Here is a 22,361-nt window from a genome sequence, read left to right on the forward strand (position 1 = left end):
GGCTAGAAGTCCTCGTCGAGGTCGACCGTGCCCTCCACGGCCACCTGGTACGCGGACGGGCGCCGCTCGAAGAAGTTGGTCAGCTCCTGGACGCCCTGCAACTCCATGAAGGAGAAGGGGTTCTCGGAGCCGTACACCGGGGCGAAGCCGAGCCGGGTCAGCCGCTGGTCGGCCACGCACTCCAGGTACTGGCGCATGGACTCGGTGTTCATGCCCGGCAGCCCGTCGCCGCACAGGTCACGGGCGAACTGGAGCTCGGCCTCGACGGCCTCCCGCAGCATGTCCGTCACCTGCTCCCCGAGCTCGTCGTCGAAGAGGTCCGGCTCCTCCTTGCGGACGGTGTCGACCACGTCGAACGCGAAGCTCATGTGCATGGTCTCGTCGCGGAACACCCAGTTGGTGCCGGTGGCGAGACCGTGCAGCAGGCCGCGGCTGCGGAACCAGTAGACGTACGCGAAGGCGCCGTAGAAGAAGAGCCCCTCGATGCAGGCCGCGAAGCAGATCAGGTTGAGGAGGAAGCGGCGGCGGTCGGCCCTGGTCTCCAGGCGGTCCAGCTTCTCGACCTCGTTGATCCACTTGAAGCAGAAGCCGGCCTTCTCGCGGATGGACGGGATGTTCTCCACGGCCGCGAAGGCGGCGGCACGGTCCTCCGGGTCGGGCAGGTAGGTGTCCAGGAGGGTCAGATAGAACTGGACGTGCACGGCCTCCTCGAAGAGCTGGCGCGACAGGTACAGCCGCGCCTCGGGGGAGTTGATGTGCTTGTAGAGCGTCAGCACCAGGTTGTTCGCGACGATCGAGTCGCCCGTCGCGAAGAAGGCGACCAGCCGGCCGATCAGGTGCTGCTCCATCGGCGACAGCTTCGCGAGGTCGGCGACGTCCGAGTGGAGGTCGACCTCCTCGACGGTCCAGGTGTTCTTGATGGCGTCCCGGTAGCGCTCGTAGAAGTCCGGGTAGCGCATGGGGCGGAGGGTGAGCTCGAAGCCGGGGTCGAGCAGGTTCTGGTTGCTGGGCATTACTGGCAGGCCTCGCAGGACTCGGGGTTTTCCAGGGAGCAGGCGACGGCGTCCGTCGTCTGTACGGGGAGGGTCGCCTGTGCCGCGCGGGCGATGCGGGTCGCCGGGCGGGAGCGGAGGTAGTACGTCGTCTTCAGGCCCGATTTCCAGGCGTACGCGTACATCGAGGAGAGCTTGCCGATGGTCGGGGTCTCCAGGAACAGGTTCAGGGACTGGGACTGGTCGAGGTACGGGGTGCGGGCCGCGGCCATGTCGATCAGGCCGCGCTGCGGGATCTCCCACGCCGTGCGGTAGAGCGCCTTCACGTCGGCCGGGATCCAGGCGAAGTCCTGCACCGAGCCGTTGGCGTCGCGCAGCGCCTCGCGGGTGCGGGCGTCCCAGACGCCGAGCTGCTTGAGCTCGTTCACCAGGTACGAGTTGACCTGGAGGAACTCGCCGGAGAGGGTCTCGCGCTTGAAGAGGTTGGAGACCTGCGGCTCGATGCACTCGTAGACGCCGGCGATCGACGCGATGGTGGCCGTGGGGGCGATGGCCAGCAGCAGGCTGTTGCGCAGGCCGACCGCGGCGACGCGCTCGCGCAGGGCGGCCCAGCGGTCCGGCCAGGTCGGCTCGACGCCGTAGTGGTCGGGGTGCAGGACTCCGCGGGCGGTACGGGTCCTGTCCCAGGCCGGCAGCGGGCCGCTGTGCTCGGCCAGGTCGGCGGAGGCCTCGTACGCGGCGAGCATGATGCGCTCGGCGATCCGGGTCGAAAGGGCCTTGGCCTCGGGGGAGTCGAAGGGCAGACGCAGCTTGAAGAAGACGTCCTGGAGGCCCATCGCGCCGAGGCCGACCGGGCGCCAGCGGGCGTTCGAACGTCCCGCCTGCTCGGTGGGATAGAAGTTGATGTCGACCACGCGGTCGAGGAAGGTGACGGCCGTACGGACCGTCTCGTCCAGGCGCTCCCAGTCGATGTCCCCGTCGACCACGAACGCGCCGAGGTTGACCGAACCCAGGTTGCAGACCGCCGTCTCCCCGTCGTCCGTGACCTCCAGGATCTCCGTGCAGAGGTTGGAGGAGTGGACGACGTGGCCCGGCTCGGCCGTCTGGTTCGCCGTACGGTTCGCGGCGTCCTTGAAGGTCATCCAGCCGTTGCCGGTCTGCGCGAGGGTGCGCATCATGCGGCCGTAGAGGTCGCGGGCCGGGATGGTCCTGCGGGCCAGCCCGGCCGCCTCCGCCCTGCGGTAGGCCGTGTCGAACTCCTCGCCCCACAGGTCCACCAACTCCGGTACGTCGGCGGGGGAGAAGAGGCTCCACTGCTCGTCGGCGTTGACCCGGCGCATGAACTCGTCCGGGATCCAGTGCGCGAGGTTCAGGTTGTGCGTACGGCGGGCGTCCTCACCGGTGTTGTCGCGCAGCTCCAGGAACTCCTCGATGTCGGAGTGCCAGGTCTCCAGATAGACGGCGGCGGCACCCTTGCGCCGGCCGCCCTGGTTCACGGCGGCGACGCTCGCGTCCAGCGTCTTGAGGAACGGGACGATGCCGTTGGAGTGCCCGTTGGTGCCGCGGATCAGCGAACCGCGGCTGCGGACGCGGGAGTAGGCGATGCCGATGCCGCCGGCGTGCTTGGAGAGGCGGGCGACCTGGTGGTAGCGGTCGTAGATGGAGTCCAGCTCGTCGACGGGGGAGTCGAGGAGGTAGCAGGACGACATCTGGGGGTGCCGGGTACCGGAGTTGAACAGGGTGGGGGAGGAGGGGAGGTAGTCGAGCCGGCTCATCAGGCGGTAGAGCGCGGCGACTTCGTCCAGGGCGCGGGTCCCCGCTTCTGAATCGAGCACGGTGTCCTCGGCCAGACCGCTCGCCACCCGGAGCATGAAGTGCTGGGGCGTCTCGATGACCTTGCGGGTGATCGGGTGCCGGAGCAGGTAGCGGCTGTGCAGGGTGCGCAGGCCGAAGTAGCCGAAGCGGTCGTCGCCGGCCGGGTCGACGAGCGCGTCGAGCCGCACGGCGTGGACGCGCACGAACTCCGCCGTACGGTCGGCGATGAGGCCCTCCCGATGGCCGACGGCGACGGACCCGGTGAACGTGGTGACGCCCTGGGAGGCGGCCTCGGCGGCGATGCTGACGGTGAGGAGCCTGGCCGCCAGCCTGCTGTACGCCGGGTCCTCGGAGATGAGCCCGGCCGCCGCCTCCGTGGCCAGCTCGCGCAACTCCACGAGGACATCCGGCACGGCCCCCCGCGCTGACCGGCCGCGGAGTGCGGCGGCGGCGACCCGGCCGGGGTCGGCGTCGGGGAGGTCGGCGGTCAGCTCGGTCAGGGTCCGCAGCAACGCGGCCGCGGGACCGTCCTGTTCCACAGGGGCGAACGCTGAGGCCGGGTCGGCTGGCGCGATGGTCACGTGGGGCTCTCCCTCGCTGGGCACGGGGCCTTGCGGAGGGCAGGGGGCAGCTCACGAGCGCGCACGGCGTCGCGTCCACCGGCCCATTCCACGAGGCCCGGACGTCATGGCACCCGGGCCACGGCGGCCGGGCGCACTGTCGGCAGGTCCTCGGACTGACTCCCGTACACGCACAAGGCGTGCACAAGTACACCGTTGCGGGACAGTTCCGGATTCGCACCGGATTCCCCTGCGGCGACAGCGAGCATGAGCATACATCTTGTGCCGGGTTGCGGTGACGCCCCCAGATGTTGTGTCGCGTGTCGTCTCAGAGCGTCAACTCGTAGGTGAGGAGAGTGAACTCGTCACCGGGGATCGGGTTCCAGTCGCGGCCCGGCGCACGGCGGAAACCGAGGCGTTCGTAGATGCGGTGGGCGGCGTGCATCGTGTGCTGGGTCGACAGGACGACGCCGGTGCACTGGGCTGCTCGCGCGCGGTCGACGCAGGCACGGACCAGGGCCTCGCCGGCGCCACGGCCGCGGGCCGCGTGGGCCACCGCGAGCATGCGGATCTCGGCCTCGCCGGGGCGGGCCAGCTCCGCCATGGGGCCGGATGCGGGGGCGAAGGTCACGCCGCCGAGCAGTTCCGTGCGGGAGACGGCGACCAGGACCTCTGCGTGGGCGGCGCGCTTCGCCACGTCTCTCAGCTCGCCCAGGTACCAGTCGTCCTCGTCTCCGAAGGCCAGGAGGCCGTCCTGGAGGTAGGCCTGGGCGGTGATCTCGCCGAGGGCGTCGTATTCGGTGGGGTCCGCCGGGCGGATCTGGATGTCCATGGCCAGAGTCTGCCTGGCAGGTACGACAATGGGCCGCCGGTTTTCCGACGACCCATTGATCACCGTGACTACTGGTGAGATGCACCTGCCGTAGCGGGCGGAAGCTCCACTTCCACTCCCGGATCGCCCGCGTCCGCCGTGTAGTCGGACGGGTTGGTCTCGTCGATGCCCTCCGGGGCCTTCGCGGCCTTCAGGACGAAGGTCAGGACCACCGTCACCAGGGCGTTCAGGGCGAAGGACGTCAGGCCGATGTAGCCGATCTCGCCGATGCCGGGGATCTCCGCGTTGGAGCCGCCGAAGTGCTTCTGGTCGGGGTTGGTGGGGGAGGCCACGTTGTACGCGGCGACCGTGCCGTAGATCATGCCGACGGCCCAGCCCGCGAGCAGCGCCCAGCGGTGGAACCAGCGGGTGAACAGGCCGCCGACCAGCGCCGGGAAGGTCTGGAGGATCCAGATGCCGCCCAGGAGCTGGAAGTTGATCGCCACCGTCTTGTCCATCGTCAGGACGAAGACCAGCGCGCCCACCTTCACCAGCAGGGACACCAGCTTGGAGACCTTGGTCTCCTGCTCCGGCGTAGCGTCCGGCTTGATGAAGTCCTTGTAGATGTTGCGGGTGAAGAGGTTCGCTGCCGCGATCGACATGATGGCCGCCGGCACCAGCGCGCCGATGCCGATCGCCGCGAAGGCCACGCCCGCGAACCAGCTCGGGAACATGTCCTCGAAGAGCTGGGGGATGGCCAGTTGGGGGTTGGTGACGTCGACCCCGCTCTTGATCGCCATGAAGCCCAGCAGCGCGAGCAGGCCCAGCATCAGCGAGTACAGCGGCAGGATCGTGGTGTTGCGGCGGATCACGTCACGGCTCTTGGAGGAGAGCGTCGCGGTGATCGAGTGCGGGTACATGAAGAGCGCGAGCGCGGAGCCCAACGCCAGTGTGGCGTACGTCCAGTGGGCCGCCGGGGGCGACACCAGGGCGCCGGCGCCCGCCTTCGTGAACTTGTCGTTCGCCGAGGCGAAGATGTCGTCGAAGCCGCCCAGCTTGATCGGGATGTAGATGATCGCCACCGCGATGACGATGTAGATCAGCGCGTCCTTGACGAAGGCGATCAGGGCGGGGGCCCGCAGACCGGAGGAGTAGGTGTACGCGGCCAGCACGCCGAAGGCGATCAGCAGCGGCAGGTCCTTCACGAACCAGTTGGAGTCCGTACCGCCGCCGAGGCCCAGCACGTCCAGCACGGCCTGGATGCCGACCAGTTGGAGCGCGATGTACGGCATCGTCGCCAGGATGCCGGTGACCGCGACCGCCAGCGAAAGCCCCTTCGAGCCGAAGCGGCCGCGCACGAAGTCGGAGGTGGTGACGTACCCGTGGCGGTGCGAGACCGACCAGAGCCGGGGCAGGAAGGTGAAGATCAGCGGGTACACCAGGATCGTGTACGGCACCGCGAAGAAGCCGGCCGCGCCCGCCGCGTAGATCGCCGCCGGTACGGCGACGAAGGTGTACGCCGTGTACAGGTCGCCGCCCAGCAGGAACCAGGTGATCCAGGTGCCGAACGACCGTCCGCCCAGGCCCCATTCGTCCAGCGAGTGCTCGTTCTCGGCCTTGCGCCAGCGTGCCGCCAGGAAGCCCATGACCGTGACGGCCAGGAAGAAGAAGATGAAGACGCCGAGCGCGACGCCGTTCACGCCGTCCTTCACCGGGCACCCCCACGACGGGCGCGCTGGTCACGCTGCCACAGCGTGTACGCGGTCATGGTCAGCGCCGTGGAGATCAGCACCCACAGCATCTGGTACCAGTAGAAGAACGGGATGCCGATGAACGCCGGGTCCGTCTTGGCGTAGGAGCCGACCCACAGCAACGCCACGAACGGTGCCACGAGGCAGAGGGCGATCACCACGCGGACCGGCGTCACCACCGGAGCTCTCACTTCAGGCACATCTGACATACCGCGGTTCCGTCCCCTCGCCGATACCTGTGATCGCCTGTGATCACTTGTGTAATGCGCAGGCAATCTAGGTCACCGTGTAAAGGGAGCGGAAGACCTCGTCCGTATATCGGTATGTCGATTCAGTGAAAGCCGGACATCGGTGTCAACAGCACCGGAAGCCCTGCCGCGGGTCCTCCTCCTGACGGTCGGTCCGCATCCGCTCGAACTCGCGGCGGGACGGAACTTCGGCCTGTGGATGGTCTTTTCGTACGTGCGCCACGTACCGGTCGTACGCCGACTCGTCGGTCAGCTCGCGCACGTACCAGCGCACACTCCTAGCCGCCCGTACCAGCGCCGACCGCATCGCGCGCCTCCTCCTTCTCCTCCCGTGTCGGGATCAGCCCCGCCGGCGCGGTGATCCGGGACTCGACGTACGGCGCCTCGCTGAGCGTGGACAGGGCGGGGCGGCGGACATGTCGGACGCAGACGCGCAGGGAGTCCGCGATGACGACGACGATCAGGACCGCGAGAACGGCCGAAAGTACGCCGTCCACCGTGGAGTTGGTGACCACGGTGTGCATGTCGTCCATGTTCTTGGCCGGCGGCAGCACCTTCCCCGCGTCGATCGCGTCCTGGAAGACCGAACGCTGCTTGAAGAAGCCGACCTTGGGGTCGCCGGAGAACACCTTCTGGTAGCTGGCGGTGAGGGTGACCGTGGCGTCCCAGGCGAGCGGAATGCCGGTGATCCAGGCCCACTTGAGGCGTCCGGACTTCACCAGCAGGGTCGTGCAGACGGCCAGGGCGACGGCGGCCAGCAGCTGGTTGGAGATGCCGAAGATCGGGAAGAGCTGGTTGATCCCGCCGAGGGGTTCGTGGACGCCGACCCAGAGGAAGTAACCCCACAGGGCGCAGACGATCCCGCTGGTGATGACCAGGCCGGGCTTCCAACTCACGTTCTTGAAGGGCCGGATGACGTTGCCGAGCGTGTCCTGGAGCATGAACCGGCCCACCCGGGTGCCCGCGTCCAGCGCGGTCAGGATGAACAGCGCCTCGAACATGATCGCGAAGTGGTACCAGAAGGCGCGCAGGCTCCCGCCGGTGACCTTGGAGAAGATCTCCGAGACGCCGATGGCGAGGGTGGGCGCGCCGCCGGTGCGGGACAGGAGCGTGGACTCCTCGACGTTCTTCGCGGCCTGCGCGAGGTCGGCGGGGGAGATGTGGTAGCCCCAACCGGTCACCACCTGCGAGGCGTTGTCCACGGTGGTGCCGATCACGCCGGCCGGTGCGTTCATCGCGAAGTACAGGCCGGGGTCGATGATGCCGGCCGCGACCAGCGCCATGATCGCCACTGACGACTCCATCAGCATGGAGCCGTAGCCGATCATGCGGACCTGCGTCTCCTTCTGGATCATCTTCGGCGTCGTACCGCTCGAGATGAGCGAGTGGAAGCCGGACAGCGCCCCGCAGGCGATGGTGATGAACACGAAGGGGAAGAGCGAGCCGGCGAAGACCGGGCCGTCGCCGCGGGAGGCGAAGTCGGTCACCGCGTCCATCTTCAGCGTCGGCAGCGCGATCACAACACCCAGCGCCAGCAGGCCGATCGTGCCGATCTTCATGAAGGTGGAGAGGTAGTCGCGGGGTGCGAGGAGCATCCAGACCGGCAGGATCGAGGCGATGAAGCCGTACGCCACCAGCCAGACGACCAGCGTCGAGGGCGCCAGCGTGAAGGCGTCCGCCCAGGACGACTCGGCGACCCAGCGGCCGGCGACGAGGGCGAGCAGCAGAAGGGCCACGCCGATCAGCGAGACCTCGGAGACCCGGCCGGGGCGGAGTACTCGTAGATAGAAGCCCATCAGCAGGGCGATCGGGACGGTCATCGCGATGGAGAAGGTGCCCCAGGGGGAGGCGGCGAGGGCGTTCACGATGACCAGGGCCAGCACGCCGAGCAGGATGATCATGATGGCGAAGGCGGCGATCAGCGCGGCGGCGCCGCCGAAGGGGCCGATCTCCTCGCGGGCCATCTGGCCCAGCGACCTGCCGTCCCGCCGGGTCGAGAAGAACAGCACCACCATGTCCTGCACGGCCCCGGCGAAGATCACCCCCGCGATGATCCAGATGGTGCCGGGCAGGTATCCCATCTGCGCGGCGAGCACGGGCCCGACCAGCGGGCCGGCGCCGGCGATCGCGGCGAAGTGGTGGCCGAGCAGCACGCGGCGGTCGGTTGGGTGGAAGTCGATGCCGTTGTCGAGGCGTTCGGCCGGTGTGGCGCGGGTGCCGTCGACCTTGAGCACCCGGTTGGCGATGAACTTCGAGTAGAAGCGGTAGCCGATCGCATACGAGCCGAGGGCGGCCGCCACCATCCAGGCGGCCGAGACGTCCTCGCCCCGGGCGAGCGCGAGCACGGACCAGCCCGCCGCACCGATCAGCGCTACAAGGGTCCAGATGACGATGGATCGGACGTTCGCGGTACGCACTGGGATGTCCTCCCGTCCATGCGGCGACGGGAGGAACGTAGAGCAGGAACGGCAGTTGCGCTACACCACCTGCACTACTCGACAGGCCTCTTCAGACGTGCGACGAACTTGTAGCGGTCGCCGCGGTACACCGAGCGCACCCACTCCACCGGCTGGCCCTCGCGGTCCAGGGAGTGCCGGGAGAGCATCAGCATCGGCAGGCCCACGTCCGTGCCGAGCAGGCCCGCCTCGCGCGGGGTCGCCAGGGACGTCTCGATCGTCTCCTCGGCCTCGGCGAGATGGACGTCGTACACCTCGGCGAGGGCGGTGTAGAGGGACGTGTACTTGACGAGTGAGCGGCGCAGGGCCGGGAAGCGCTTGGCGCTCAGGTGGGTCGTCTCGATGGCCATCGGCTCGGCGTTCGCCATGCGCAGGCGCTCGATGCGCAGGACGCGGCCGCCGGCCGTGATGTCGAGGAGCTCGGCGAGGCGGTCGTCGGCGGTGATGTAGCCGATGTCCAGCAGCTGCGAGGTCGGTTCGAGGCCCTGGGCCCGCATGTCCTCGGTGTAAGAGGTGAGTTGCAGCGCCTGGGAGACCTTCGGCTTGGCGACGAAGGTGCCCTTGCCCTGGATCCGCTCCAGGCGGCCCTCGACGACCAGCTCCTGGAGGGCCTGGCGCACGGTCGTGCGGGAGGTGTCGAACTCGGCGGCGAGGGTGCGCTCGGGCGGTACCGGGGTGCCGGGCGACTGCGTCTCCGTCATGTCCAGCAGGTGCTTCTTCAGGCGGTAGTACTTGGGCACGCGCGCGGTACGGACACTCGCTCCACCCTCGTTCTCCGCACTGCTGACGTCGGTGCTCATGCGCTGCCTTCCCGGCTCCGGATGCGGGTCACTTCGTGATCCCTTCTGTATACCGTCGCCGTCTCTTTTGGTCTAGTCCACAGAGCCAAGTGGTCTAGCGGACGAGAGTACTCCGGCGCCGGTGTTTTCGCTGCCTTCTTACTTAAAGGTTCCTGCATATGTAGGTCCCATAACGGCTGGTCAGGGCCGTTTCGAGGACTCTTGACAGGTCTTCTGGTCTGGTCCAAGCTCCCCCTACTGGTCTACACCATTGGTTCAGGTCCCGGCCTGGGGGACGGGAGGTGTGGGCATCCCTGAGGAGGGTTCGGCGTGAAGCGCAAGCTGATAGCCGCGATCGGTATCGCGGGCATGATGGTCTCCATCGCGGCATGTGGGGGCAATGACGACAACGGCTCTTCCAACAGCGGCGCGGACGCCAAGGAACTGACCGTCTGGCTCACCGTGGACGCCCAGAACAACTGGCCGAACCTGGTGAAGGCGGCCGACGCCGCGGTCCAGAAGGCGCACCCCGGCATCAAGATCAAGCACGAGTACTACGGCTGGCCGGACAAGAACACCAAGCTGGACGCGGTCCTCGCCACGGACAAGGCCCCCGACGTGGTCGAGATGGGCAACACCGAGATGCTGAGCTACATGGTGAAGGGCGCCTTCGCCCCCGTGGACGCCTCGAAGTTCACCAACTCCGCCGCCTGGCTGGACGGCCTCAAGGCCTCGGTCACCTACGACGGCAAGACCTACGGCGTCCCCTACTACGCCGGTGGCCGCGTCGCCAACTGGCGCAAGGACGTCTTCGCCTCGGTCGGCGTGAAGACCCCGCCGACGACCTACGCCGAGCTCACCGCGGCCCTGGACAAGGTGCAGAAGAAGGAGGGCGACAAGTTCTCCGCCTGGTACCAGCCCACCCGTGACTGGTACGCGGCCATGTCCTTCGTCTACGACGCCGGCGGCGCCATCGCCACGCAGTCGGGCGGCCAGTGGAAGGGCAGCCTGTCCTCGCCGGAGTCCATCAAGGGCCTGACCGAGTTCAAGAACGTCGTCGACAAGTACATGCACGGCGACAAGACCAAGGACGAGTCCGACCGTTACATCGTCTACGGCCAGGGCAAGTCCGGCATGATCTTCGGCGCCGCGTGGGAGGGCGCGACCGCGGCCGACCCGAAGAACGACAAGACCGGCAAGCTCAAGGACAACCTCGAGAACTTCGTGATGCCGGGTCCGTCCGGCAAGAACATGCCCGTCTTCCTGGGCGGTTCGGACCTCGCGATCCCGGTCAAGTCCAAGGCGCAGGGCGTCGCCGCCGAGTGGATCAACGCCTTCACCGGCCCCTCCGGCCAGAAGGGCCTGATGGCCAAGGGCAACCTGCCCAACAACAAGACCGACCTCGCGACCCTGAAGAACGACCCCGCGACGGCGGTCCCGGCCACCGCGGCCGAGTCCAACTGGTTCGTCCCGATGGCGCCCGGCTGGGGCCAGGTCGAGAAGGCCCAGGTCCTGCAGACGATGCTGCAGAACATCGGCACCGGCAAGGAGACGGTCGAGGCCGCCGCGAAGGAAGCGGACGCCGCGATCGACAAGGTCATCAACACCAAGTGACCTGTGAGCAGGGCCCCGTACCGCCTCCCCGCGGAGGACGGGGCCCTGCTCCTCGTACGACCTGAGGGACCGCTGAGGAGCGCGCGATGAGTGCCGCAGACACGACCACACCCGCCAAGGTGCCGCCCCCGCGTCAGGCGGCGCCACCACCGGCCGCCCCGACCCCGCCACGCAGAGGCCGGACTTCGGGCGGCGCGGCCACGCCATGGCTGCTGCTCGCGCCCTGTCTGGCGATCCTCGCCCTGGTCATGGGCTATCCGCTGGTCCGGCTGGTCACGCTGTCGTTCCAGAAGTTCGGGCAGTCCCAGCTGTGGGGCTTCCAGCCGGCCGACTGGGTGGGCTTCGCCAACTTCACCAATGTGCTGGACGACAGCGAGTTCTGGCAGGTCGTCGTCCGCACGATCGTCTTCGCGGCGGGCTGCGTGATCTTCACGATGGTCGCCGGCATGCTGATCGCCCTGCTCCTCCAGCGGGTCTCCGGCTGGGTGAAGACGCTCGTCAACATCGCCCTGGTGGCCAGCTGGGGCATGCCGATCATCGTCGCGACGACGGTCTTCAAGTGGCTGTTCGACGCGGACTACGGCATCCTCAACGCGCTGCTCAGCAAGCTGCCGGGCGTGGACCTGATCGGCCACAACTGGTTCGCCAGCGGGCCGCAGGGCCTGGCCGTGATCATGCTCCTGGTGGTCTGGGGAGCCGTGCCCTTCGTCGTCATCACGCTCAGCGCCGGACTCACCCAGGTCCCCGCCGAGCTGGAGGAGGCGGCCCGGCTGGACGGCGCGGGCGCCTGGGGCGTCTTCCGGTACGTCACCCTGCCGATCCTCAAGCCGATCGTCGTGATGCTCACGACCCTGTCGGTCATCTGGGACATGGGCGTCTTCCCGCAGGTCTTCGTGATGCGCAACGGCCATCCCGAGCCCGAGTTCCAGATCCTGACCACCTACTCCTACGACCGCGCCTTCGTCGTCAACGACTACGCGCAGGGCTCGGCGATCGCCCTCATCACCGTCGTGCTGCTGCTGGGCGTGGTCGCGGTGTACATGCGCCAGATGCTGAAGATCGGAGAGGTCGAATGAGCGCGATCACCACCGGGCGGACCCCGTCCGCGGCCGGCCGGCCCCGGAAGTCGAAGGCCGGCTGGAACCTCCTCGGTCTCCTCGTCTTCCTGGCTGCGGGCTTCCCCGTCTACTGGATGCTCAACACGGCCTTCAAGCCGGCCAAGGACGCCATCGACCCGGACCCGAGCGTGCTGCCCACGGGCTTCACGCTCTCCAACTTCAGCCGTGCGCTGGACATCGCCGACTTCTGGGGCCCGGTCGGCCGCAGCCTCATCGTGTCGCTCACGGTCGTCGTGATCGGCATCGTCGTCGGCATGCTGGCCGCGCTCGCCATCTCCCGGTTCGCCTTCCGCGGCCGCAAGGTCGTGATCGTCGGCATCCTCGCGGTCCAGATGGTCCCGCTGGTCGCCATGATCATCCCGGTCTTCCTGCTCCTGAACGACCTGGGCCAGTACGACAAGCTCTCCGGCCTGATTATCACCTACCTGACCTTCATCCTCCCCTTCACGGTGTGGACCCTGCGCGGCTTCATCGTCAACATCCCGAAGGAGCTGGAGGAGGCGGCGATGGTCGACGGCTGCTCCCGCACCGGCGCCTTCATCCGCGTGGTCTTCCCGCTGCTCGCCCCGGGCATGGTCGCCACCTCGGTCTACGCCTTCATCCAGGCGTGGAACGAGTACCTCTACGCCCTGATGCTGCTGAGCCAGGAGAACCAGACGGCGACCGTCTGGCTCGGCAACTTCACCACCAAGCACGGGACCGAATACGCCCCGATGATGGCCGGCGCCACCATGATGGCCGTGCCGATCGTCGTCCTGTTCCTGCTCGTCCAGCGCAAGATGGCCGCGGGTCTCACCGCCGGCGCCGTGAAGGGATAACGCGACCCGATGACGACATTCGCCAGCGGCACCACCGCGTCCAACTGGGAGAGCGGGCTCACCCGCGACGCCCTCACGGTCCTCCAGCCCGGCTTCACCGGCACCACCGCCCCCGACTGGGTGCTGCGCCGCCTGGGCGAGGGCCTCGCCTCCGTCGGCATCTTCGGCCGCAACATCGCCTCGGCCGAGCAACTGGCCACGCTGACCGCCCGGTTGCGCGCCGAGCGCGAGGACGTCCTGGTCGCCATCGACGAGGAGGGCGGCGACGTCACCCGCCTGGAGGTGCGCACCGGCTCCTCCTTCCCCGGCAACAACGCGCTGGGCGCGGTGGACGACGTCGAGCTGACCCGCGACGTGGCCGCCGAGCTGGGCCGCCGCCTCGCCGCCTGCGGGGTGAACCTCAACTGGGCCCCGTCCGCCGACGTGAACTCCAACCCCGCCAACCCGGTCATCGGCGTCCGCTCCTTCGGCGCCGACACCGACCTGGTCGCCCGCCACACCGCGGCCTACGTCACCGGCCTCCAGTCCGCCGGAGTGGCGGCCTGCACCAAGCACTTCCCCGGACACGGCGACACGGCGGTCGACTCCCACGACGCGATGCCACGCATCGACGCCCCGGCCGACATCCTCGCGGACCGTGAACTGCCCCCGTTCCGCGCGGCCATCGCCGCCGGCTCCCGGGCGATCATGACCGCGCACATCCTGGTCCCGGCCCTGGACCGGGAACACCCGGCGACCCTGTCCCGCACGATCCTGACCGACCTGCTGCGCGGCGAACTCGGCTACGAAGGCCTGATCGTCACCGACGGCATCGAGATGCAGGCCATCGCCGCGGCCCACGGCATCGAACGCGGCAGCGTGCTCGCGGTCGCCGCCGGCGCCGACGCGATCTGCGTGGGCGGCGGCCACTCCGACGAGGAGACGGTACGTCGCCTGTGCGACGCCCTGGTCTCAGCGGTCCGCAGCGGCGATCTCCCCGAGGAACGCCTGGCGGAGGCGGCGGAACGGGTCCGGTCGCTGGCCCGGTGGACGGCAGCGGCGGCGGCAGCCAAGGAGAAGGGGACCGGCAAGGCAGGAACGGCAACGACCGCCGACGACGAGGTCGGCCTGCGCGCGGCGCGCCGGGCCCTGCGGATCACCGGCGGAGAGGCCTTCACCCCGCTCACCGACCCGCCCTACGTCGCCGCCTTCAGCCCCGTCGCCAACTTCGCCGTCGGCGCCGACACCCCCTGGGGTGTGGCAGCGGAACTCACCCGCCTGCTCCCCGGCACGGAGACCGGCACCTTCACCGGCGAGGACGCGGGCCTGGCAGCCCTGGCCGCGGCGGGCCCCCGCCGCATCGTCGCCGTGGTACGCGACGAGCACCGCCACGGATGGATGACCAAGTCCCTGGACACCCTCCTCCGCACCCGCCCCGACACGATCATCATCGAGATGGGCCTGCCGCAGTCACCTGCCCGAGGCGCTCTTTACGTTGCCACTCATGGCGCGGCCAGGGTGTGCGGCAGGGCGGCGGCAGAGGTCATCGCCGGGGCGTAGAACGCGCCCCGAAGGGGCGCGGGGCTGTGTCGATTTGCGGCTCCGCCGCGTGAGCGCGATCAACCACGCACAACCCGCGCCCCGGAGACAACCGATCCAGGCAGACGAACCCGCTAAATCCCCTGCCACTCCGGCTTGTTGACAAAGGTGTGCCGAAAGTAGTCCGCAAGCTTCAACTTCGACGCAGCCCCCTCATCGACGACCACCGTCGCATGCGGATGCAGCTGCAGCGCAGACGCCGGGCACACCGAGGCAACCGGCCCCTCAACCGTCGCGGCGACGGCATCGGCCTTCCCTTCACCCGTCGCCAGCAACACAAGATGCCGAGCCTCGAGAATCGTCCCGATCCCCTGAGTGATCACGTGATGCGGCACCTGATCGATGTCGCCCTCGAAGAACCGTGCGTTGTCCACCCGCGTCTGCTCGGTCAACGTCTTGATCCGAGTCCGCGAGGCCAGCGACGAACACGGCTCGTTGAACCCGATGTGCCCGTCCGTCCCGATCCCGAGCAACTGCAGATCGACACCCCCGGCCCCGGCCAGCGCCGAGTCGTACGCCTCGCACGCCCCCTGCACGTCGGCCGCCGTCCCGTCCGGCCCCATGAACGCGTCCATCCTGATCCCCAGCGGCTCCAGCACCTCCCGCCGCAGCACCGACCGGTACGACTCCGGATGCTCGGCCGGCAACCCCACGTACTCGTCGAGCTGAGCGATCCGCGCCCGCGAAGCGTCCACCGCCCCGGACCGCACCTTCGCCGCCAGCGCCTCGTAGATCGGCAGCGGAGTCGAGCCGGTGGCCACCCCGAGCAACGCGTCCGGCTTGCGCCGCAGCAGCCGTGCCATGGCCTCGGCGATGAGTTCGCCGCCCGACTTGGCGTCCGGAACGATGACAACTTCCACGCTGGGCCTGCCGATCTGAAGGGCTATGTGGTTTAGACCAATCTAACAGAGGTGCCCTCTGGAGCCCAGGTGAGCGAGGTGAACAAAGAGGTCGAGGGGAACGGGGGGCGAGCGAGCGGCACCGGCATTCAATACGGAGTACAGACATCATTCGCCCTGGGGGAGTGAAATAGGCGCTGCCCCAGCACTCACCCGGAGGACCACCATGACCGCCACGACCCCGGCCCCCAGAACGACGTCCCCGGCCGGATCATGGCCCGCGAGATGGGCGAGCAGCCCCTCGTGCTGCGCCGGCTCCTGGAGCAGGGCGCCCCCGGCATCCGGCAGGTCGCCCAGGAGATCGCCGCCCGCAACCCCCGCTTCGTCCTGCTCACCGCCCGCGGCACCTCCGACAACGCCGCCCTCTACGCCAAGTACCTCCTGGAGATCCGCCTCGGCCTCCCCTGCGGCCTCACCTCGATGTCCACCACCACGGCGTACGGCGCCCACCCCGACCTCACCGACGTCCTGGTGATCACCGTCAGCCAGTCCGGCGGCTCCCCGGACCTGGTCGCCTCGACCCGTGCCGCCCGCGAGGCCGGCGCGATCACCCTCGCCGTCACCAACAACCCCGACTCACCGCTGGCCGGCGTCTCCGAGTACCACGTCGACATCATGGCCGGACCGGAGAAGGCCCTCCCGGCGACCAAGACCTACACGGCCTCCCTGCTCGCCCTGTACCTCTTCGTCGAGGGCCTGCGCGACGGCGACGGCGGCGCCGCCAAGGCGCTCCCGGACCTCGCCGAGCAACTGCTCGCCCGGCAGGACGAGATCCGTGCCCTCGCCGCCCGCTACCGCTTCGCCGAACGCATGGTCATCACCTCCCGCGGCTATGGCTACCCCACGGCCAAGGAGGCCGCCCTCAAGCTGATGGAGACCAGCTACATCCCCGCCCTCTCGTACTCCGGCGCCGACCTCCTGCACGGCCCCCTCGCCATGGTCGACAACGTCTCCCCGGTGATCGCGGTCGTCACCGACGGCAAGGGCGGCGAGGCGCTCCAGCCCGTGCTCGACCGGCTGCGTGGCCGCGGCGCCGACCTGTTCGTCGTCGGTCCCCGGCACCAGGTCGAGCAGGCCTCCGCCGGCTTCGTCCTGCCCACCGAGGGCGTGGCCGAGGAGGTCCAGCCGATCCTGGAGATCATCCCCCTCCAACTGCTGGCCTACGAGGTCACCATCGCCCGCGGCCAGGACCCGGACGCACCCCGCGCACTGGCCAAGGTGACCGAGACCCGCTGACCCCGACGGCCAGGCCACCCCTACGTCAGCGAACCCCCCGTCGCATCCACCCAGCTCCCCGTCACCCACCGGCCGGCGTCCGACGCCAGGAACGCCACCACGTCCGCGACGTCGGCCGTCTCGCCCACCCTGCCCAGCGCGGAGTAGGACGCCGCCTGGGCCCAGCCGTCCGGGTTGCCGTACAGGAGCTCCGCGGTGTTGTCCGTGTCGATGATCCCGGGCGCCACCGAGTTCACCGTGATGCCCCGCGGGCCCAGCACCTTGGACAGGTCCCGCGAGAAGACGTCCAGCGCGCTCTTGGTCATCGCGTACGCCATGTTGTGCGGCATCGCGGCGGTGCGCGCGAGCCCCGACGAGATGTTGATGATCCGCCCGCCGTCCCGCAGCCGCGCCGCGCCCTGCTTGACGATGAAGAACGGCGCCTTCACGTTCACCGCGAACAGCCGGTCGTACTCGTCCTCCGCTATCTCCTCGATCGGCCGTGAGTTCCCGATCGCCGCGTTGCTCACCAGGACGTCAAGCCCGTCCGCGTGCCGGTCGAACTCCTCCCACAGAGCCGCCGCGTCCCCGGGCCGCCCCAGCTCGACCCCGATCGCGAAGGCCGAGCCGCCCGCCGCCTCGATCGCGGCGACCGTCTCCTTCGCCGCCGACTCGTTCCGCCCGTAGTGCACCGCGACCCGTGCCCCGTCGCGCCCCAGCCGCTCGGCGATCCCCCGCCCGATGCCCCTGCTCGCCCCGGTCACCAGAGCCGTCCTGCCCGCGAGCACACCCATGCCGACACCCCTCATTCCGACACCCCTCCAGAATTGTCTAGCGGTCGCTACAGAAAGACCGTACAACAGCCCGCCGACATTTCTCTAGCGCCCGCTATATAATTCACTCCATGGTGGACGCCGACAACACGAAGACCAAGGTCAAGCCCCGTGGCCGCCCCCGTTCCTTCGACCGCGAGACCGCGCTGGAGAAGGCGGTCATGGCGTTCTGGGAGCACGGGTACGAGGCGACCTCCGTCGCCGACCTCACCCGGGTGATGGGCATCGGCGCCCCGAGCCTGTACGCGGCCTTCGGCGACAAGCGCGCACTGTTCGAGGAGGTCGTGACCGTCTACGGCACGCGGTACGGCTCCTTCACCGACCAGGCCCTCGCCGAGGAGCCCACCGCTCGGGCGGCCGTGTCGCGGATGCTGCGGGAGGCCGCCGCCGAGTACACGGCACCCGGCCGCCCGCACGGCTGTCTCGTCATCCACGCGGCCACGAACTGCACCAGCCCCGAGGTCGAAGGATCCCTGCGCGAGCGGCGCAACGGCAACATCGCCGCCGTCGAGAGCCGTATCCGGGCCGATGTCGCGGCGGGGGAGCTTCCGACCGGTACCGACGCCGGCGCACTCGCCCGGCATGCCGGTGCGGTCGTCCAGGGCATGTCCCAACAGGCGCGGGACGGGGCGAGCCGGGAGGAACTGGAAGCGGTCGCGGAAATTGCCATGGCGATCTGGCCCCGCACATGAACCCACACGGGTTAGGCTGCGTGGTGGTGTTAGGGCGTCCGAGTAGTTGGAGAGCGTCCGAGAAATAACAACAACGAACAGCCTCCAACGCATGGACACGTGTAGTGGTCTAGTCCACACTTGAACTGAACTTCCGCCCTCCCCGCACAGGAGGACGGACGGAGGATCCGGAGCTCTCTGCCCTGACTGCCCCGGCTCCTCAACCTTCGGCCGGTACCGGGACCGCACACCCCGCGGCCGATATTGCTCCGGGCTGCGGTGCCGGGAGGGTTGAGGGTCCCTCTCAGGCGCCGCGGCCCGCGGGTGTTTCAAGCCGCTTTTCGGCCACCCACATACCGCCAGGTACGCTCGCACACGTGCCCTCCATGAACGAACTGGTCCGCCAGCACACCGCCCTCGACGACTCCGACCTCGAGTGGCTCCATCTGCTGGTCTCGGAGTGGCAGCTGCTCTCCGACCTCTCCTTCGCCGACCTGGTGCTCTGGGTGCCCACCCGGGACGGCACGCGCTATGTGTCGGTGGCCCAGATGCGGCCCAACACCGGCCCCACCTCCTACCAGGACGACATGGTCGGCCACCTCGTCCCGCGCGGCCGCCGCCCCCTGCTGGACGCGGCGCTCGACGAGGGCCGGATCGTGCGCGAGGGCGACCCGGAGTGGCGCGAGGAGGTCCCGGTCCGGGTCGAGTCGATTCCGGTACGACGGGAGGGACGCGTCCTCGGCGTCATCGCCCGCAACACCAACCTGCTCACCGTGCGTACGCCGAGCCGCCTGGAACTGACGTATCTCCAGAGCGCCTCCGATCTCGCGCAGATGATCGCCGCCGGCGCCTTCCCGTTCGCGAACCAGCAGATGGACATGGACGCCGCCCCGCGCGTCGGCGACGGCCTGATCCGCCTCGACGCGGACGGCATCGTCCAGTACGCCTCGCCGAACGGGCTCTCCGCCTATCACCGCATGGGCCTCGCCTCGGACCTCGTCGGCCAGCACCTCGGCAAGGTCACCGCCGAACTCGCCCCCACCCGTGGGCCGGTGGACGAGGCGCTCGCCAAGGTGGCCAGCGGATGGGCGCCGCGCGAGTTCGAGATCGAGGCCAGGGACGGGGTCATCCAGTTCCGCGCGATCCCGCTCAAGCCGAAGGGCACCCGCATCGGTTCGCTGGTGCTGCTGCGGGACGTCACCGAACTGCGCCGCCGCGAGCGCGAGTTGATCACCAAGGACGCGACCATCCGGGAGATCCACCACCGGGTGAAGAACAACCTCCAGACGGTCGCCGCCCTGTTGCGCCTCCAGGCCCGGCGCATCGAGTCCGACCGTGGCCGTGAAGCCCTCGAAGAGGCGGTCCGCCGGGTCGGATCGATCGCGATCGTGCACGAGACGCTCTCCCAGAACCTGGACGAGCGCGTGGAGTTCGACGAGATCGCGGACAGGGTGCTCGCCATGGTCGCGGAGATCTCGCCCGGCAAGGTCACCGGCCGCCGCACCGGCCGCTTCGGCATCCTGGACGCCGAGGTCGCCACCCCGCTCTCCATGGTCCTGACGGAAATCCTCCAGAACGCCCTCGAACACGGCTTCCGCGAAGGCGACACGGGCACGGTCGAGGTCTCCGCGGTCCGCGGCGGCACCAGCAAGGAGGCCCGCCTCCTGGTCACCGTCCAGGACGACGGCGTCGGCCTGCCCGAGGGTTTCGACCCGCACACCGCCGGCAACCTGGGGCTACAGATCGTACGGACCCTGGTGGAGGGCGAGTTGGGCGGTACGTTCGACATGGTCCCGGCACCGGAGCGGGGCACCCGGGTGATCCTGGACGTACCGGTGCGGGCGCACAAGTAGCGCCGTACACAAGGCCGCTGGACAGCAGGATGGACAGCAAGAAGCCCCGGACCTTCGAAGGCCCGGGGCTCGAATGCTCGTTGCCAGCTTGTGCTGCGCATCGGGGGTACTGCGCGCTGCGGCTCGGGGGCGGGAGATGCGTACTCGCTGTACGCGCCGCCAAGCTCAGGCGGGGTGGGTGCGTCAGGCGGTCGCCTGACGGGCCCGGTTGCGGGCGGCGCGGCGCTTCATCGCGCGACGCTCGTCCTCGCTGAGACCACCCCAGACGCCGGAGTCCTGGCCGGACTCGAGCGCCCACTGCAGACACTGATCCATAACGGGGCAGCGACGGCAGACGGCCTTGGCTTCCTCGATCTGCAGCAGCGCAGGACCGGTGTTGCCGATGGGGAAGAAGAGCTCGGGGTCTTCCTCGCGGCAAACGGCGTTGTGACGCCAGTCCATGGCTGCTACCTCTCCTTGGTATTACGTGCAAGTTGCTTGTGAATGTGAACGCTTTCACGAATCCCTCAACAAGTGAAGGGCCGAGCGCCAGGTTCCCTGGCGAGGTCCTGTGGTTTGAAGAGGGGTTCCGGTGGCCTGTGGACGCTGGTGTTGCGGGCTGTCCCGACCGCCACGTAGAGACTCGCAAACCTCAGCGGCGGATACAACCCCTTCCGGAAAGTTTTTTTTGATTCCTCGGTGTCGACTAGGTCACAGCCGTACTTCCATGGGGTGGATCCTGGCCTAAACGTTCGAGTGAAAGGACTTCAGCCCTTTCTGCTCACACAATCACACGCAGTGCACGGCGTACGCCTGTGAACGTCACGCTCGTACGCAGCCCTAGGTGGTCGCCGTCCATCTGGAGGGGCAGGGGACCTTCGAATGCAAGGTGAACTGGTCCAGGTCGTGCAGCGTCACCGCGTGCTTGCCGTGGACCCCGCGTTCGGGGGACGAAGTGAGCAATTGCGTGGAATACCGGGCAGCCGTGACCGTCGACATACGGGTGAGTCCGACTACGTCGAGCCCGGTATCGAACGAAGCCTTAGGTGCCGCGTACACCGGACGATTGCCCAGATACGTCCACGGCGAGGTGTTGCAGATTATGGACAGCACCAGATCGGTGAGCGGTTCCTCGCCGGGCCGCTCCAGAGTGATGGAGCCGTGCCGGCGGTTGGGTTCCTGGAGGAACTGCCGTGCGACCTGGCGCAGGTAAAGGGCGTGTGTGGATTTCTTCCCCTGTTCACGCTGCTGCTCCACGCGGCCGACCACGCCCGCGTCGAAGCCGAGCCCCGCGCAGAAGGTGAACCAGCGGGCCGGCACCGCCTCGTCCTCGGTGCCCGGCGTGCCCGCGGCGATGCCCATGCCGACCGTGCGCTCGCTGCCCTCGCGCAGGGCGTCCAGCAGGGCGCCGGTCGCCTCGACGGAGTCGTTGGGCAGACCCAGGGCGCGGGCGAAGACGTTGGTGGAGCCGCCGGGGACCACGGCGAGCCGGGGCAGGCCGTCCGGGTTGGGGCCGGCGTGCAGCAGGCCGTTGACCACCTCGTTGACCGTGCCGTCGCCGCCGAGGGCGACCACCAGGTCGATGTCGTCGCTGTCGGCCGCCTGCCGGGCCAGGTCGCGCGCGTGGCCGCGGTACTCGGTGGTGACCGCTTCGAGTTTCATCTCGCTCGCGAGCGCGTGGATCAGCACATCGCGCCTACGTGCGCTTGTGGTGGTTGCCGCCGGGTTGACCACGAGAAGTGCACGCATGAGTTGCAGCGTACCTACTGGGGGGTACCGGGCACAGGCCGAGGTAGGGATCGGGTAAGAGGTGGGCGCGTGAGTCTCGCCACGGGCGTCCCGCTCAACCTCGCCGCCGGGGCGCGCGTCCCCCTGGGGCACCCGGGGGGAAGCCGGTGCCCCCGGGACTACCCTTCAGGGGTGACCAGTGAGAAGACCCACGCCGCCGAGGAAACCACCGGCCCCCGCCCGCGCCGTCTGACGTACGCGGCCGCGCTCGCCGCGCTGGAGGGGCTCGCGCTGGTCGCCGGCGGTGTCTGGATGCTCGTGGAGGCCCTCGCGGGTGACCCGGACGACCGCGGGTCCGCCGTGACCGGCGGGATCACGCTGATCGTCCTCGCCCTGCTGCCCCTGCTGGCCGCCCGCGGGCTGCTCGGCCGCAGGAGCTGGAGCCGGGGTCCGGCCGTCATCACGCAGATCATGGCGCTGCCGGTGGCCTACAACCTGCTCCAGGCCGACAGCGTGGCGATCCCGGCGGGCATCGCCCTCGCCGTCGTCGCCGTGGTCTCGCTCGTCCTGCTGGTCAACCCGGCCACGACCCAGGCCCTCGGCATCAGGGGCCCGGGCCGCGCGCAGGACGGCAAGCAGTAGG

At 69.0% G+C, this 22,361-nt stretch carries 19 protein-coding genes, 1 pseudogene and 1 riboswitch; of the genes and pseudogenes, 8 read left to right on the plus strand and 12 right to left on the minus strand.

Annotation, left to right across the window (positions count from 1 at the left end):
• Positions 1–2: 2 nt before the first annotated feature.
• The 8 genes from ACQEWB_RS32895 to ACQEWB_RS32930 form a co-directional block, all read right to left on the minus strand.
• A complete protein-coding gene (locus ACQEWB_RS32895) occupies positions 3–1,013 on the minus strand; it encodes a ribonucleotide-diphosphate reductase subunit beta (protein WP_432837422.1) in 1,011 nt (336 codons plus the stop codon).
• Positions 1,013–3,388, minus strand: a complete 2,376-nt coding sequence (locus tag ACQEWB_RS32900; RefSeq protein ID WP_432837424.1) for a ribonucleoside-diphosphate reductase subunit alpha — start codon at positions 3,386–3,388, stop codon at positions 1,013–1,015. Before ACQEWB_RS32900 ends, ACQEWB_RS32895 begins: the two co-directional genes overlap by 1 nt.
• Before the next feature lie 124 nt (positions 3,389–3,512).
• A riboswitch (cobalamin riboswitch) is annotated at positions 3,513–3,642 on the minus strand.
• Between the two features lie 53 nt (positions 3,643–3,695).
• The gene (locus ACQEWB_RS32905) at positions 3,696–4,199 is read right to left on the minus strand and encodes a GNAT family N-acetyltransferase (protein WP_432837426.1); all 504 of its coding nucleotides are present in this window, start codon (positions 4,197–4,199) and stop codon (positions 3,696–3,698) included.
• Between the two features lie 68 nt (positions 4,200–4,267).
• Entirely contained in the window at positions 4,268–5,890 is a 1,623-nt protein-coding gene (gene mctP / locus ACQEWB_RS32910; protein ID WP_432837428.1) for a monocarboxylate uptake permease MctP, read from the minus strand.
• Positions 5,887–6,138, minus strand: coding sequence for a DUF3311 domain-containing protein (locus ACQEWB_RS32915; RefSeq protein ID WP_432837430.1), 252 nt, complete (start codon positions 6,136–6,138; stop codon positions 5,887–5,889). Before ACQEWB_RS32915 ends, mctP begins: the two co-directional genes overlap by 4 nt.
• A 145-nt stretch (positions 6,139–6,283) precedes the next feature.
• The gene (locus ACQEWB_RS32920; RefSeq protein ID WP_360839747.1) at positions 6,284–6,484 is read right to left on the minus strand and encodes a YbdD/YjiX family protein; all 201 of its coding nucleotides are present in this window, start codon (positions 6,482–6,484) and stop codon (positions 6,284–6,286) included.
• Positions 6,456–8,594, minus strand: coding sequence for a carbon starvation CstA family protein (locus ACQEWB_RS32925; protein WP_432837433.1), 2,139 nt, complete (start codon positions 8,592–8,594; stop codon positions 6,456–6,458). Before ACQEWB_RS32925 ends, ACQEWB_RS32920 begins: the two co-directional genes overlap by 29 nt.
• A 74-nt stretch (positions 8,595–8,668) precedes the next feature.
• Complete coding sequence (locus tag ACQEWB_RS32930) at positions 8,669–9,433, minus strand: GntR family transcriptional regulator (protein ID WP_432837435.1); 765 nt, start codon at positions 9,431–9,433, stop codon at positions 8,669–8,671.
• 309 nt (positions 9,434–9,742) lie between these two features.
• On the opposite strand from ACQEWB_RS32930, the gene ACQEWB_RS32935 reads away from it, so the two are divergent.
• The 4 genes from ACQEWB_RS32935 to ACQEWB_RS32950 all read left to right on the plus strand — a co-directional run bounded on the left by ACQEWB_RS32935 (position 9,743) and on the right by ACQEWB_RS32950 (position 14,501).
• The gene (locus ACQEWB_RS32935) at positions 9,743–11,026 is read left to right on the plus strand and encodes an extracellular solute-binding protein (protein WP_432837437.1); all 1,284 of its coding nucleotides are present in this window, start codon (positions 9,743–9,745) and stop codon (positions 11,024–11,026) included.
• Between the two features lie 86 nt (positions 11,027–11,112).
• Complete coding sequence (locus ACQEWB_RS32940) at positions 11,113–12,102, plus strand: carbohydrate ABC transporter permease (protein WP_432837439.1); 990 nt, start codon at positions 11,113–11,115, stop codon at positions 12,100–12,102.
• Positions 12,099–12,962, plus strand: a complete 864-nt coding sequence (locus ACQEWB_RS32945) for a carbohydrate ABC transporter permease (protein WP_432837441.1) — start codon at positions 12,099–12,101, stop codon at positions 12,960–12,962. Before ACQEWB_RS32940 ends, ACQEWB_RS32945 begins: the two co-directional genes overlap by 4 nt.
• Before the next feature lie 9 nt (positions 12,963–12,971).
• Positions 12,972–14,501: a glycoside hydrolase family 3 protein gene (locus ACQEWB_RS32950; RefSeq protein WP_432837443.1), complete on the plus strand. Its 1,530-nt coding sequence runs from the start codon at positions 12,972–12,974 to the stop codon at positions 14,499–14,501.
• A 113-nt stretch (positions 14,502–14,614) separates the two neighbouring features.
• Here ACQEWB_RS32950 and nagB read toward each other — a convergent pair whose 3' ends face one another.
• Positions 14,615–15,400, minus strand: coding sequence for a glucosamine-6-phosphate deaminase (nagB, locus tag ACQEWB_RS32955; RefSeq protein WP_432837445.1), 786 nt, complete (start codon positions 15,398–15,400; stop codon positions 14,615–14,617).
• Between the two features lie 264 nt (positions 15,401–15,664).
• Between nagB and ACQEWB_RS32960 the strand changes: the two genes are divergently transcribed.
• Positions 15,665–16,675, plus strand: coding sequence for an SIS domain-containing protein (locus ACQEWB_RS32960; RefSeq protein ID WP_432837447.1), 1,011 nt, complete (start codon positions 15,665–15,667; stop codon positions 16,673–16,675).
• 20 nt (positions 16,676–16,695) lie between these two features.
• Here the strand turns inward: ACQEWB_RS32960 and ACQEWB_RS32965 are convergent, their stop codons facing one another.
• A complete protein-coding gene (locus ACQEWB_RS32965; RefSeq protein WP_432837449.1) occupies positions 16,696–17,448 on the minus strand; it encodes an SDR family oxidoreductase in 753 nt (250 codons plus the stop codon).
• A gap of 110 nt (positions 17,449–17,558) precedes the next feature.
• Between ACQEWB_RS32965 and ACQEWB_RS32970 the strand changes: the two genes are divergently transcribed.
• Together ACQEWB_RS32970 and ACQEWB_RS32975 are read left to right on the plus strand one after the other, a co-directional pair.
• Complete coding sequence (locus ACQEWB_RS32970) at positions 17,559–18,179, plus strand: TetR/AcrR family transcriptional regulator (protein WP_432837451.1); 621 nt, start codon at positions 17,559–17,561, stop codon at positions 18,177–18,179.
• Between the two features lie 365 nt (positions 18,180–18,544).
• A complete protein-coding gene (locus ACQEWB_RS32975) occupies positions 18,545–20,011 on the plus strand; it encodes a sensor histidine kinase (protein ID WP_432844149.1) in 1,467 nt (488 codons plus the stop codon).
• Positions 20,012–20,194: 183 nt separating this feature from the next.
• On the opposite strand, the gene ACQEWB_RS32980 is transcribed toward ACQEWB_RS32975, so the two are convergent.
• Together ACQEWB_RS32980 and ACQEWB_RS32985 are read right to left on the minus strand one after the other, a co-directional pair.
• On the minus strand, positions 20,195–20,452 hold the full coding sequence (locus ACQEWB_RS32980; protein WP_010353616.1) for a WhiB family transcriptional regulator: 258 nt from the start codon (positions 20,450–20,452) through the stop codon (positions 20,195–20,197).
• 319 nt (positions 20,453–20,771) lie between these two features.
• Positions 20,772–21,739: pseudogene (locus ACQEWB_RS32985) on the minus strand (diacylglycerol/lipid kinase family protein).
• A gap of 171 nt (positions 21,740–21,910) precedes the next feature.
• Between ACQEWB_RS32985 and ACQEWB_RS32990 the strand changes: the two are divergent.
• Positions 21,911–22,360 (plus strand): hypothetical protein, encoded by a 450-nt coding sequence (locus ACQEWB_RS32990; RefSeq protein WP_432837454.1) that lies wholly within the window; start codon positions 21,911–21,913, stop codon positions 22,358–22,360.
• Position 22,361: the final 1 nt, after the last annotated feature.

The organism is Streptomyces sp. CA-249302 (assembly GCF_050936785.1).
GTDB lineage: Bacteria > Actinomycetota > Actinomycetes > Streptomycetales > Streptomycetaceae > Streptomyces.